A 13,292-nucleotide genomic window follows, 5' to 3' on the forward strand; every position below is an offset into this window, starting at 1 on the left:
ACAATTATCGGCAAAATTTAAAATAGCCGTTCATATTTAATATCGAATTTTTGTCCTTCGCTTCGTGAAGTATATTATGTAATGTTTCATCTGCCATAATCACTATTTCATCAAAAGTCACAAAGCGCACTTCTTTAATGATCTGATTTTCCTCTTCCAATTCCGGATCGTGCCCTTTTATTAGGGAATCATTCAATGCGCTGACCTGAAAAAATAGCTCCACCGCATGCAGCGGATTCTCCTTATACTCGTTGATAAATAGGAACTTATCCACCTGAATGTCTAAGCCTGTTTCTTCCTTAAATTCTCTGATCAATGCAACTTCTGCTGTTTCGTCAAAGTCAATTTCACCGCCGGGCGGAGCCCAAAGGATTCCTTTCTTTCCAAGCCCAGAATGTTTAACAAGTAAAAGGCTGTCCTGTTTTATACAAATGCCAGATACTCTGACCCTTATTCTGTTGCCAAATGTTTTTTCTAAATTCTTATCCATCAGTTAGTTTCGGGTATCTTGTCATTCACTGTTTATGGGTGAAGGTTTGGCTTATATTTGTGAAGTAAAATAGTAAATATGGTTAAAAGTTATAATCCTCAATACAAGGAGCGGGTAGAAAAGTTTTTAGAAAGGCAATTTTTCATGCAGCACATCCATTTCTCATTGTCAGAAATAAAGGAAGGCTACACAGAAGGATGGATGGATATTGAGAAATTTCATCTTCAGCAAAAAGGGTTGGTTCATGGTGGCGTAATCGCTACTCTGGCTGATAGTGTCATGGGTTTTGCTGCCTATACCTTGCTGCCCATTAATCAACATGTGGTTACTGGTGAGTTGAAAGTTTCTTACCTAAATCCTGGTGCCGGTGAAAAGCTGTTTGCTAAAGGCTGGGTGCTAAAGCAGGGGAAAAAGATTAATTTTTGTGAAGCAGAAGTCTATGTAGTAAAAGGAGATAAGAAAACGCTCATTGCCAAGTCTAGCTCCACCATGGTGACTATATTTCCTGAAGCACACTAGTTTATGCCTAACCCGTCAGACATATTAAAAAATAAGTTTCCGTTTACGCCTACGCCAGGTCAGCTCCGCCTTTTCTCTCAAGTGGATGACTTTCTGAAGGAGAAGGACGAGAAATCTGTTTTAGTGATTAAAGGATATGCGGGTACTGGTAAAACTACGGTAGTTAGTGTTTTAACGCAGGTATTGCCTTTATTTAATAAGAAGTTCGTTCTGCTGGCTCCGACAGGAAGAGCGGCCAAGGTAATGTCTCAATATGCTAAGAGGGTAGCTTTCACTATTCATAAAAGGATTTACAAACAGGTAGGTGATGCCTCTGAAGGGCCAGCCTTTAAAAGACAAAAGAACTACGCGAAAAATACCGTATTCATTGTAGATGAGGCATCTATGATTCATGAAGATAAGAGTTTTGGTAGCCGGGGTCTGCTTTCAGATCTTATACAGTTTGTATTTTCAGAGGAGAGTAATAAACTTATTCTCATAGGTGACAATGCACAGCTTCCGCCAGTGGGCCAGCTAATAAGTCCGGCGCTGGATAAAGATTACCTGGAGTCGGGTTATGGTGTATCGGTACATCATTCGTTGCTTACCGAGGTAATGAGGCAGGAGGGTGATTCCGGTATTCTTATGAACGCTACAGATCTACGAAATCAGTTGGGGAAAGAGAAACCGGAAATCTTATTCAGTACCAAAGGCCATAAGGACATTTATAAGATGACTGGTGAGAAGATGGAAGATGGCTTGAGGTATGCCTATGATAATTTCGGCATGGAAAACACTATAATTATCTGCAGATCTAATAAGCTGGCTAATAACTATAATCAATACATAAGAAATAGAATTCACTTTTATGAGTCTGAATTGGAGGTGGGAGAAATTCTTATGATAGTTCGAAATAATTACGTTTTCACCCCTGATGATGTACCTGGTAGTTTTTTGGCCAATGGTGATTTTGTGGAGGTAATGAAGATAGTAAACTTCGAAGAAATGTATGGCTTTAGATTTGCTACGTTAGAACTTAGAATGCTAGACTATCAATCAGAAACATCATTCGAGGCTAAGGTAATACTGGATACACTTCATTCGGAGTCTCCTTCTCTTAACTCCGAGCAGAATAGAGGGCTGTATGAGGCGATCATGGAAGATTATCAGGATTTGGCTTCGGTAAAGGAGCGCCGTGAGGCTATGAGAAAAGATCCTTATCTCAATGCACTGCAGGTGAAATTTGCCTATGCACTTACTTGCCATAAATCTCAGGGTGGGCAGTGGAATGCTGTTTTTGTAGACCAAGGTTACCTGAAGGAGGATGGGATAGATACAGAATATGTACGCTGGCTGTATACGGCAATTACCCGTGCTACAGATCAACTTTTTTTAGTGAATTTTAACAAGAAAATGTTTGTTAATTGAATTATATTGAGCAGGATTGCTGTTCTTTATAGATAACTTTGAATTAGTAACCAATAAAAACGATCTTAATATGAAGACTTTTGTATCATTTATTTTTGGGATTTTCGTGATTTTCAGCGCTTTAGCTCAAGAAGATAGTACTATGGAGACCAAAAATGGACCTGCTATGACTTTTCAGGAGGTGAAACATGAGTTCGGTGATATCCATCAGGGAGATAAAGTTGAGCACGTGTTTAAGTTTGAGAATACAGGAAACGAGCCTCTTGTTATCAGCAACGTACAAGTTACTTGTGGTTGTACTGCTTCTGATTGGCCTAGAGACCCAATTGCTCCTGGTCAGGAATCTAGCATGACTATCAAGTTTAATAGTGCTGGTAAAATGGGAACACAGAATAAAGTAATTACCATTATTAGTAACTCTGAAGAGAAGTATAGATTAACTATTACTGCTAATGTTCTTCCAAAAGAAGAATCTGGAGATACTAACTAAGGAGTAAATAGACATTACATGAAAAAGGCTAGCCGATTTGGCTAGCCTTTTTCATTTATTTAATCTTTCTTATTCCGAGTAGCAATAACACCCAGCCCACAATCAGAAGCACTCCGCCAAAAGGAGTAATGGCTCCTAAAATTGGTGTGTTAGTTAGGCATAAGATGTACAGTGACCCACTGAAGATAATCACACCTATAAAAATGCTATAGGCGGCATAGCTAAGTAGTTTTTGAGGCCACTTGGTATCTATTATACCTATGGCTAATAAGGCTAGTGTATGATAAAATTGATATTTAACGGCCGTTTCAAATGTTTCTATTCTGCCATATTCAGTAAGTAATGGCCTTAAGCCGTGAGCTCCAAAGGCTCCAATCATAACAGACAATGCTCCCAGAGCACAGGCTGTAATAAGAATATTTTTACTTTTAGTTGGCATAATTTCTCGCTCCGAAAATCGCGCTCCCCACTCTAATTAATGTGCTTCCCTCTTCTACAGCTATCTCATAGTCGCCGCTCATACCCATGGAAAGCTCCGCCATCTCTACGTTATCAGGAAGGCTCTTCTCTTTCATGGTATCAAATAGTGACTTTAACGACTGAAACTCTTCTCTAATTTGAGATTCCTTTTCAGTGAAAGTAGCCATGCCCATGAGACCTACCACTTTTATGTTTTTCATTTCAGCAACTTCCTCAGATTCGATGAGTTCTATTAGCTCTTCCTCAGATAATCCGAATTTGGTTTCCTCTTTGGCGATATGAATTTGTAGTAGACAAGAGATGACTATGTCATTTTTCTGGCCCTGCTTGTCAATTTCCTTGAGTAGTCTCAGGCTGTCTACAGAATGAATGAGACTCACAAACGGAGCGATATATTTTACCTTATTTCTCTGTAAATGACCTATCATGTGCCATTCTATGTCTTTAGGTAAAACCTCATACTTGTCTGATAACTCCTGAACCTTGTTTTCACCAAAAATCCTAATCCCCTCATTATAAGCTTCTTGTATAAGATCATTGGGCTTAGTTTTGCTTACAGCAACTAATCGACAAGATTTGTCTGATAAAAAACTTTTAAATTCTTTAATATTGTTTTTGATATCCATTTGTATAGTTTTAAATATCGATTCAATATTTACTACTGACAAAGTAAGAAATTTTAACTGAGAGCATATGCCTATTTTAGGTACTTTATTAAAGAAGGGAATTCGAATTAGAGAGAGCCTTGAGCAAGAGTATTCGAACCCTTACGACCTACAAAAGCAGGAATTAAAAAAACTACTAATCACCGCCAGTCAGACCCAATTCGGAAAGTACTACGATTTCGATAAGGTGCTGAAATCTTACAGGGAGTTAGATCCAAAGGCCTTCTTTAATTTATATAAGGAGCTGGTTCCTATACATAATTACAATAAAATGTATAAGGACTGGTGGCAAAAAGCGCAGGGTGGCAAAAATGATGTGTGCTGGCCAGGGAAAATCAGATATTTTGCCCTGAGCTCAGGTACATCAGAGGCCTCTTCAAAATACATTCCTATTACAAGGGATATGAAGCGCGCCATTCAAAAGACCAGTATTAGACAGATATTATCACTATCTAAATATGATCTTCCCTCAGAGATCTTTCAGGGTGGCATACTTATGCTTGGGGGAAGTACGCATTTAAATAACAGGGGTAGCTACTTTGAGGGCGACCTCAGTGGTATACAAGCTGCTCAGCTACCGTTTTGGTTCCAACATTTCTATAAGCCTGGTAAAAAGATAGCTCAAACCAGAGATTGGGACGAGAAGTTGACGGAGATAGCTAAAAAGGCCAAAGAATGGAATATCAGTATCATTGTAGGGGTGCCTGCCTGGATACAGATATTGATGGAGAAAATATTGGAGCATTATCAGGTAGATAATATCCATGAAGTATGGCCAAACCTTACCGTGTATGTGCATGGAGGGGTTTCCTTTGATCCATACAGAAAAGGATTTAAAAGACTTTTAGGTAGAGAGATTCATTATATAGAGACCTACCTGGCTTCTGAAGGCTTTATCGCTTTTCAGGCCAAGCCGGATACTCGCAGTATGAAAATGGTGCTTAATAATGGAACATTCTATGAGTTTGTGCCATTTGAAGAGCAAAATTTTGATGATAACGGTGAGGTCCTTGCCGACGCACCAACTTACATGATTGACGAGGTAGAGGAAGGCAGAGAGTATGCCTTACTATTATCTTCTTGTGCAGGTGCATGGAGATACATGATCGGGGATGTGGTGAAGATAGTTTCTAAGGAAGAGGCCGAGATAGTGATCACGGGAAGAACCAAGCACTTCCTTAGTTTGTGTGGAGAGCACATGTCTGTGGATAATATGAATAAGGCCATAGAAATGCTTTCTGATGAACTTAACATCACCATCAGAGAATTTACAGTAGCAGGTATCCCTCACGGAACACTATTTGCCCATCATTGGTATATCGGAACCGATGCTGATGTTGATCCTAACGTAATTAGAGAAAAGCTAGATGGCTACCTGAAAGAATTAAATGACGATTATAAAGTCGAAAGGATTGCTGCGCTAAAGGAAGTGCTGGTAGATGTTCTACCGGTGAGCACTTTCTATAAATGGATGGAGTCTAAAGGAAAAGTGGGAGGGCAACATAAATTCCCTCGTGTTATTAAAAGTCATCAATATGATGATTGGAAGGAATTTATAAAGACTATTGATTCGTAATGTATATTGTTAATGGGGTCTTGTTTGGTCTTTTACTTATGGTTTTGGTGGGGCCGGTGTTTTTCACACTCATCCAAACCAGTATAGAGAAAGGATTAGACAAGGCAGTTTTTGTGGCGTTGGGTATTTTCTTTAGTGATGCTCTTTTTATTGGCTTAGCTTACCTGGGCGTTTCTCAGTTTGTAGATAATGCCGGATATAATGTATGGATCGGTTATATAGGAGGAGTGATACTTTTCTCTTTTGGTTTATACTATCTCATTAGATCTCAGAAAGCAGCTGTTTTTACGGAAGCTAAGTCTGTAGCCGTAAAGGGTAAGTTCAGGTTTATATTCAAAGGTTTTATCATCAACGGTGTCAGTCCTTTCGTACTCCTGTTTTGGATAGGAGCCATGAGCTTGGCTACTGCCAGATATCAATACCATGGACACGAGTTACTAGCTTTCTTTATTACCATTCTCATTGTAACCCTCTGCAGTGATGTCTTAAAAGCTTATTTGGCTGGTAGGCTAAGGAAACTATTTACCCCTAAGCTTTTTAAAATATTAAATCTGATCGTGGGTCTTGCCATGATTGGCTTCGGCATTCATATGTTTATCTATAGCATTTAATCCTGAAGCACGTTAGATATAAACGTGGACTTTAGGAGAAGCCATAAAAGGAAGAAGCACATGGCCCATAGTAGATAATTTCTGTAGAAGTCAGTGGTGTCCTTATACCTTGACTCTTTGATTTCAGCTTTTTCGTATTTGTCAATTAAATCGAAAACTTGCTGTAAAGCTTCATTATCAGACACCCTATAGAATTCGCCTTCACCGATTTTCGCGATCTCCCTAAGTGTAGTCTCATCAAGGGTATTATCTATCATCCTGGGTCTGCCAAAGAAGCCTTGTCCAAAAGGTACTTTACCCTCTTTGCCTATGGCAATGGTGTAAATCTTAATGTCATAGGCAGCAGCCAGCTTAGCAGCGGTTATAGGGTCTATATTTCCGGCGGTGTTGTCTCCATCACTTAACAAAATCACCACTTTTGATTTAGAGTCAGACTCTCTCATACGGTTGGTGGCTACCGCCAAAGCACTACCAATGGCCGTACCTCTGTTTTCAATCATATCAAAGTTTATTTCTTCGATGTATGATTTAAGTAGGTCATAATCAGTGGTTAGTGGGGATAATGAATAAGCATCTCCAGAAAATATTACCATACCTATTCTATCCTGAAAGCGGCCATCAATGAAATTTTCAGCTACCTTTTTAGCGGCCTCAAGGCGGTTAGGTTTGAAATCTTCAATCTGCATAGATTGCGAAATATCTACCACTAGCATTATATCGATCCCTTCAGTCCATTGCTCTACTTTTTCATTGGTTTTCTGAGGACGGGCCAAAGCCACAATTACTAGGGCCACAAAGAAGATAAGTAGAATGTCCGGAATCAATCTCACCAAGTTGGTAGGGTTAGATTTTACCTGACTTTTAGTAAGCGCTATAGGCAACTTTTGGTTAAAGAAATGCCTGATTACCCACCTTAGAACGATAAATATAGGAATCAGAAGCAAGGCGTAAAGCACGAGCTGATACTCCCAGGTGAAGCTCTTAAAAGTAGAAGCTGCAAACCACCTCAATGAATACCATGGCATGTCAAATCCTGAATTATCTGTCATTTTTCACCTCCTCTACTTTCTGGTTAAACCTGTCATGAGCATACTTTTTAAGGCTGGTATAAGCCGGCATAAGCTCTTCAGTACTTTGCTTGCTGTAAATGGCTCTATCAATAGTTTTAAGAGATCCTTCAATCCCCTCTACTTTATACCATTTTATAATTTCTTTGGTGGTAAGTTTGGTATAAGGTCTTCTCTCAAGTCCTTCCAGATATCTTTTCCATGAGATCAATGCTTTTTCAGCCTTAAAAGTCGGGGTTGTGGCTGAATCAGAAATAATTTGATCATAAGATGCCACAAATTTCTGATATGATTTTCTCATCCTCCTTATTACAAAATTCTGCTTAATTTTTCCTCCGAATATGATGAGGAAAATGGTAATTGCCACAATCAGTATACCTAATATTAAGATAAGTACTGGGTAGTTAAATTGCGTGTCTACATTCTTATAAGTAGTATTTTCTTTTAATGGCAAGGCCTCTATAGCCACAGAGTCTGGTACTTCCTCTACTAATTGATCTAAAATAATAGAATCAGTATTGGAATAGACTGTGGTACTATCTTTACTGTGCAGAATAAAAACGGGCAGTTTTAACGTTTGAATGCTATCTATCTCAAATGATAAGAAATAGTAAACCGCACTATCATAGCTATGGGTGCTGTCAGATTTGGTAGGGAAGTATTCTTTATGATCGATTTCATAAGGTGAGAAATCATATAAAGAATCAGGAAACACCACGTCAAGTTCTTTTGGGTATTTCAAGGAAAGAGAATACCCTACAGGCGTTCCAATTTTAATGGTGTCTTCCAGAAATAGGCCCTTAGGTTCAATTTCCTGGGCTAAAACTGACTGGTTTACAAAAAATAAAACGAATAACAGACCTAAAATACCTCTAAACACTCTTTACTGTTTTATTTCTTACTTTGAATAATTTAAGGAGTTTGGGCACGTAATCTTCTTCTGTATCTACTGATAAGAAGTTGATCTGGTGCTTTTTAGCGAAAATAGAAAGAGCTTCCTCATTCACATCATAATTCTGCTTTATTTTCGATCTGAAATTCCCAAACGATGTATTTACCCAGATAGTTTTTCGGCTTTCTTTTTCAAAAACAGGAACAATTCCCAGCTTAGGTAGCCTGGTTTCTCTCTTGTCAGTAACTCTTATCATCACCACATCATGCTTTTTGGCAAGACCTTTCAGGTTGTGCTCATAATCCTCATCTATGAAATCGGAAATGAAAATGATTACGCTTCTTTTCTTTATGGCATTGAGAGTCCATAAGATAGCAGCATTGAGATTTGTGGTATATGATGTTGGCTTGAGTTTAGCCAGACTGCTTACTAATTCATATGCCTGTCTGGGGCCTTTGGCCGGTTTTACATATTTTTCTTTTTGATCTGAATAACAAATTAAACCTACCTGGCTGGCTTGCTTTACCGCAGATAGTGCCAGCACTCCACAAATTTCTTTGCTTATATCCAGCTTTTGCTTTCCTGGACTACCAATTTCTTGAGAGCCACTAACATCTAATATGAAAAATACCGTTTGCTCCTTTTCCTCTTTAAAGGTTTTCACAAAGGTACCATGTCCTTTAGCACTTACATTCCAGTCTATAGTTCGAATGTCATCACCATATTGGTAGGTGCGTACATCATCAAACTCTAGTCCTGATCCCTTGAAAATAGAATGAAAATCTCCTTGCATCTGGCTGTTGATAGCCTTTCTAATTTGGATTTCATATTTTCGCAGTTTTTTTAACAGGTGCTTCATTGGCCTAATTTTCGCTATAAAACTATTACAAATTTCACGATTATCTGCAATTTGCAAAAGAGTGATTATTTAGCAGGGATAATTATTTTATTAATGGACGTATTTGAACCTAGAATACTAATCTGGTTCAATGCGCTAAATCAAAACCACTGAAATGAAAACGAAAATATTTGTTATATGTTATCTTTTTCTCATCGGATGTAGCTCTGATAAAGAGGTGCCCAACGATATCATAAAGCAAGACAAAATGGTAGCGGTAATGCTGGATATGTATCTGGCCGAAGGCAAGGTAAATAATATGCGTTTAAGCCGTGATTCGTCACTAGCTATATTCGATGTGTATGAAGATATGCTCTATAAGAAACATGGAGTAATAGATAGCGTATATGAGAGGAGTATGTCTTACTATTATGATCACCCGGACATGCTCGAGACAATATATGAATCCGTGCTGGATAGTTTAAACCTGAAGCAGGAAAGGCTCAAAGAAAAAGCGGAGGATCCTGAGGATGACAAAGCTGAGCCTAAGAAAGAAGATGAACAAGGGAAGACTTTGGAAGTGAAGAAGGATGACGCTAAAGTGGAGGGTGATAAGAAAGATAATAAAAAGGAGTAAAGAGAATGTTATATCCGAAGGATATTGAGCAAAAAATAGGATTTGATAAAATACGGGAGTTTCTCAAAGAAAGATGTTTATCTGCCCTGGGAACTTCCATTGTGGATAAAATCAGTTATACAGATGACGTAGAACAGATTCAGAAATTACTGCATCAGGCATCTGAGTTTGTTAAGATCATTAGTGCTAATGACCCTTTCCCTACTAATTACTTTTATGATGTGTCATCATCGTTGAAAGGTATTAGGGCTGAAGGTACGTTTCTTACGGTAGAGGAGTTTTTAAGAGTAAACAACTCCTTAAAAACCATAATTGCTTGTATAAGCTTTTTAGATAAGCGAAAGGAAGAATACCCATATTTACAGTCATTAAATGGCTTGGTAAAGTTCAATGAGACAATTATTGATGCCATAAGTCATAAAATTGATGAAGGTGGTTTTGTTAAAGATTCGGCCAGTGAGGCTCTGGCGGATGTAAGACGAAACTTAAGAGGTAAGCACGCCCAGGTGAGAAGAGCACTAGATGCTATCTATAAAAGCGCCGTTAAGAATGGCTATGTGCCTGAAGGAGCATCCCTTACCGTAAGAGATGGTAGGATGGTGATTCCAATCACTGCGGAGAACAAAAGAAGGATTAAAGGCTTTGTTCATGATGAGTCATCTACAGGGCAAACTGTATTCCTGGAGCCCTCAGAAGTGCTGGAAGGTAATAATGAGATTCGCGAACTGGAAAATGCAGAGAAGCGTGAGGTGATCAAAGTACTCACTCAGCTTACCGATTTATTGCGAGATGATCTGCCTAATATAAAAAGAGGCTATCAATATCTGAGTTTAATTGATTTCATAAGAGCTAAAGCCAAGTTGGCCTTAGACATGGAGGCGGTAAGGCCAGAAATTGAAGATAAGCCTTTCTTCGATTGGCGAGATGCCAGGCACCCAACTTTGTATATGACTTACAAAGCAAGTGGAAGAAAAGTAGTGCCGCTCACGATCGTTATTAAAGAAAACCAGAATTTTATAGTTATCTCAGGACCTAATGCTGGTGGTAAGTCTGTCTGTTTGAAGACTGTGGCTTTAACACAGTATATGCTCCAGTGCGGGCTTCTGATTCCGGTGAGAGAAGATTCAAGAGCAGGTATTTACAAAAATATCTTTATCGATATAGGAGATGAGCAGTCTATAGAGAATGATTTGAGTACCTATAGTTCTCATTTATCTAACATGAAGTTCTTCCTGCAGCATGCCGGTAAGGATTCCCTGTGTCTTATAGATGAGTTTGGAACCGGAACTGACCCACATTATGGTGGCGCTATTGCCGAAGGTATTTTGGATCAGCTGGTGCAGAGAGAAGCTAAGGGGGTAATCACCACTCACTATAGTAATATAAAGCACTACGCTGAGAATAAAGAGTCAGTAGTTAATGGTGCCATGAAGTATGATGTGGAGCATCTGGAGCCGTTATATCAACTGGAAATAGGTAAGCCTGGAAGTTCATTTTCTTTGGAAATCGCCAGAAAGATTGGCTTGGCCAATGTGGTGACGAAATATGCCAGAGAGGTGATAGGTAGAAAGGGACTGGATGTAGATGATCTTATTCTAAAGCTGGAGAAACAGACTCAGGAAATCCAGAACAGAGAGAGAGAAGCCAAGGAGATGGACCGTGAGGTGAAAAGGCTCAAGAACAAATATGATCAACTTTATGATGAGTTAGAAGCCAATAAAAAGGAAATCATTAATAAAGCCAAGAGAGATGCAGCTTCTTTACTGGCCACTACCAATAAGGAGATAGAAAAAACAATTAGGCATATTAAGGAAAACAAAGCTGAGAAGAAAGAAACCTTGAAAATGCGTAATCGTCTGGCTAATCTGAAGGATGAAGTTCAGGTTAAACCAACTGTACAGAAGGCTAAGGTTGAAGTGGTGCCAGGTGAAATTGAAATAGGTGATAGCGTTAGATTTATCGATAATCAGGTAACTGGAGAAGTTATAGATATTAGAGGTAAAGATGTAGAGGTGAAAGTGGGCGACCTGAAAACGGTGGTGAAGAAAAAGAGGCTGGAAAAGATCAGTCGTACTAAGGCACGTGAAATAACGCGAGGATATACCAAGCCAAGTTCTAGTATGAACATTAATCAAAAGATGGCTGATTTCAGTGGTACTTTAGATGTAAGAGGTAAAAGGGGAGAAGAAGTGCTCGGGCTGGTAGATAAGTTCATAGATGATGCCTTACTAGCCAATAGCTCGGAGCTTAAAATACTTCACGGTAAAGGAAACGGAATTTTAAAAGACTTAATCAGAAACCACTTGAAAGGCTCTCATATGGTGCAGAGTGTTCAGGATGAACATGTAGAAAGAGGCGGAGCAGGTATAAGTGTGGTGACACTAAAATAAAAAAGGAGCTCATTGAGCTCCTTTTTTATTTATATCTAATTGAAATTAGTTCTTTTCAAATACGAATGTCCAATCACCATTAACATTCGCAGTTTTGGCGTTTCCAGGGAAACCATCACCATTGTAAGTGAATGTTATAGTAAGCACATCGTCAACTATGCCATAAGTCATAGGCTGACTAGACAATGAAATGCTACTAGTAACTGGAGTTCCTAAAGACCATGAACCACTATTTTGGAAAGGAAGAGCTTTATCTCCTTCTGGTCCACCTGTAGTAGAATAAGTGCTTTGAGTAAATGTTATGGTAAAGTCATCATAATCATCTCTTACAGTTCCATCATTTACTGTAGTGGCAGTCCATACGCCAATTAGTTTAGCAGTCTGCTGCTCCTCTTCAGTGGGGCCACCGTCATCACTACCGCATCCTATAGTAGCTAAAAGCATAAAAAGTATTCCTGCCGAAAGTAAAAAGGTTAATTTTTTCATTATCTATTAGTAATTTTTCAGGGTTTTAATTTAGTAATTAATAACGTTTTATCTAAGTAAAGATAGGTAAAGTAACCATTTTGAAAACAAAATTCAATGTTAATTTAATTCGATGGCTTAATCTCAGTAAGGTTTATTACCTCAGGGCAATATTTTTCGTACTCTTCCAGCTGATTGCTGGCTATGATCAAAGTCTTATCTGAACTTGCAATCTTCTCTATTTCTGCATGATACCAATCTATTCCTTGTGCATCTAGATTAGATGTAGGTTCATCAAGCAATACGTAGTCACTCTTGGTATAAAAGGTAAGGGCTAGCTTTAGCCGTTGCTTCATTCCCGAACTAAAATTCTTAATGTATTTATGAGCAGAGTTTGAAAGCCATGCTATTTCCATTATCTCTTTTGGGGAGATGTTATCGGTGATCTTCCTGAATTTAAAATGAAAATCAAGGTGTTCGGCCAGAGTGAAATCTTCAATAAGCTCCATGTAGGGAGTAGCCACTGTGAAATGCTCGAAGACAGAGTCTATAGGAATTTCATTATCCGATTGCTCACTAAAGTAACTTATTTGGCCTTCAGTAAATAAATGATATCCACTAATGATTTTTAAAAGGGTAGACTTACCGCTACCATTGTGTCCGGTAAGTGCATATCCTTTGCCCTGATAAAAGGTATAGTTGAAGTTTCGAAATATCCATTCGTTTTGGTAGCGCTTACCAAGCTTTTCGATGGATATTTTCATA

General features: G+C 38.7%; 15 protein-coding genes. 7 read left to right on the forward strand and 8 right to left on the reverse strand.

The window, feature by feature from the left end; translation table 11 throughout:
- Positions 1–4: 4 nt before the first annotated feature.
- The gene (locus LVD16_RS08470; protein WP_233773497.1) at positions 5–490 is read right to left on the reverse strand and encodes an NUDIX domain-containing protein; all 486 of its coding nucleotides are present in this window, start codon (positions 488–490) and stop codon (positions 5–7) included.
- Positions 491–568: 78 nt separating this feature from the next.
- Here LVD16_RS08470 and LVD16_RS08475 point away from each other — a divergent pair, with 78 nt between their 5' ends.
- From LVD16_RS08475 to LVD16_RS08485, 3 genes are all read left to right on the forward strand, one after another.
- Positions 569–1,009: a PaaI family thioesterase gene (locus LVD16_RS08475; RefSeq protein ID WP_233773498.1), complete on the forward strand. Its 441-nt coding sequence runs from the start codon at positions 569–571 to the stop codon at positions 1,007–1,009.
- A 3-nt stretch (positions 1,010–1,012) separates the two neighbouring features.
- Entirely contained in the window at positions 1,013–2,416 is a 1,404-nt protein-coding gene (locus tag LVD16_RS08480) for an ATP-dependent DNA helicase (protein ID WP_233773499.1), read from the forward strand.
- 70 nt (positions 2,417–2,486) lie between these two features.
- Positions 2,487–2,906 carry a DUF1573 domain-containing protein gene (locus LVD16_RS08485; RefSeq protein ID WP_233773500.1) on the forward strand — a complete coding sequence of 140 codons (420 nt, stop codon included), beginning with the start codon at positions 2,487–2,489 and terminating at the stop codon, positions 2,904–2,906.
- Between the two features lie 55 nt (positions 2,907–2,961).
- Here the strand turns inward: LVD16_RS08485 and LVD16_RS08490 are convergent, their stop codons facing one another.
- Positions 2,962–3,345: a DUF423 domain-containing protein gene (locus LVD16_RS08490; RefSeq protein WP_233773501.1), complete on the reverse strand. Its 384-nt coding sequence runs from the start codon at positions 3,343–3,345 to the stop codon at positions 2,962–2,964.
- Positions 3,335–4,012: a YggS family pyridoxal phosphate-dependent enzyme gene (locus LVD16_RS08495; protein ID WP_233773502.1), complete on the reverse strand. Its 678-nt coding sequence runs from the start codon at positions 4,010–4,012 to the stop codon at positions 3,335–3,337. Before LVD16_RS08495 ends, LVD16_RS08490 begins: the two co-directional genes overlap by 11 nt.
- A 67-nt stretch (positions 4,013–4,079) precedes the next feature.
- Here LVD16_RS08495 and LVD16_RS08500 point away from each other — a divergent pair, with 67 nt between their 5' ends.
- Together LVD16_RS08500 and LVD16_RS08505 are read left to right on the forward strand one after the other, a co-directional pair.
- Positions 4,080–5,627: a GH3 family acyl-acid amido synthetase gene (locus LVD16_RS08500; protein WP_233773503.1), complete on the forward strand. Its 1,548-nt coding sequence runs from the start codon at positions 4,080–4,082 to the stop codon at positions 5,625–5,627.
- Positions 5,627–6,238, forward strand: a complete 612-nt coding sequence (locus LVD16_RS08505; RefSeq protein ID WP_233773504.1) for a LysE family translocator — start codon at positions 5,627–5,629, stop codon at positions 6,236–6,238. The genes LVD16_RS08500 and LVD16_RS08505 overlap by 1 nt, the downstream gene beginning before the upstream one ends.
- Here the strand turns inward: LVD16_RS08505 and LVD16_RS08510 are convergent.
- Genes LVD16_RS08510 through LVD16_RS08520 form a run of 3 tightly spaced genes read right to left on the reverse strand, consistent with a single transcriptional unit; the run spans position 6,235 to position 9,056 of the window.
- Positions 6,235–7,287 (reverse strand): vWA domain-containing protein, encoded by a 1,053-nt coding sequence (locus LVD16_RS08510; RefSeq protein ID WP_233773505.1) that lies wholly within the window; start codon positions 7,285–7,287, stop codon positions 6,235–6,237. The two genes, LVD16_RS08505 and LVD16_RS08510, sit on opposite strands and share 4 nt — an antisense overlap.
- Positions 7,277–8,185 carry a hypothetical protein gene (locus tag LVD16_RS08515; RefSeq protein ID WP_233773506.1) on the reverse strand — a complete coding sequence of 303 codons (909 nt, stop codon included), beginning with the start codon at positions 8,183–8,185 and terminating at the stop codon, positions 7,277–7,279. Before LVD16_RS08515 ends, LVD16_RS08510 begins: the two co-directional genes overlap by 11 nt.
- Entirely contained in the window at positions 8,178–9,056 is an 879-nt protein-coding gene (locus tag LVD16_RS08520; protein WP_233773507.1) for a DUF58 domain-containing protein, read from the reverse strand. Before LVD16_RS08520 ends, LVD16_RS08515 begins: the two co-directional genes overlap by 8 nt.
- A gap of 154 nt (positions 9,057–9,210) precedes the next feature.
- Between LVD16_RS08520 and LVD16_RS08525 the strand changes: the two genes are divergently transcribed.
- A complete protein-coding gene (locus tag LVD16_RS08525) occupies positions 9,211–9,672 on the forward strand; it encodes a DUF4296 domain-containing protein (RefSeq protein ID WP_233773508.1) in 462 nt (153 codons plus the stop codon).
- 5 nt (positions 9,673–9,677) lie between these two features.
- The gene (locus tag LVD16_RS08530) at positions 9,678–12,062 is read left to right on the forward strand and encodes an endonuclease MutS2 (protein WP_233773509.1); all 2,385 of its coding nucleotides are present in this window, start codon (positions 9,678–9,680) and stop codon (positions 12,060–12,062) included.
- A 45-nt stretch (positions 12,063–12,107) separates the two neighbouring features.
- Here the strand turns inward: LVD16_RS08530 and LVD16_RS08535 are convergent, their stop codons facing one another.
- Together LVD16_RS08535 and LVD16_RS08540 are read right to left on the reverse strand one after the other, a co-directional pair.
- Positions 12,108–12,548, reverse strand: coding sequence for a hypothetical protein (locus LVD16_RS08535; RefSeq protein WP_233773510.1), 441 nt, complete (start codon positions 12,546–12,548; stop codon positions 12,108–12,110).
- 104 nt (positions 12,549–12,652) lie between these two features.
- The gene (locus LVD16_RS08540) at positions 12,653–13,291 is read right to left on the reverse strand and encodes an ABC transporter ATP-binding protein (protein ID WP_233773511.1); all 639 of its coding nucleotides are present in this window, start codon (positions 13,289–13,291) and stop codon (positions 12,653–12,655) included.
- Position 13,292: the final 1 nt, after the last annotated feature.

The organism is Fulvivirga ligni (genome assembly GCF_021389935.1).
Lineage (GTDB): Bacteria > Bacteroidota > Bacteroidia > Cytophagales > Cyclobacteriaceae > Fulvivirga > Fulvivirga ligni.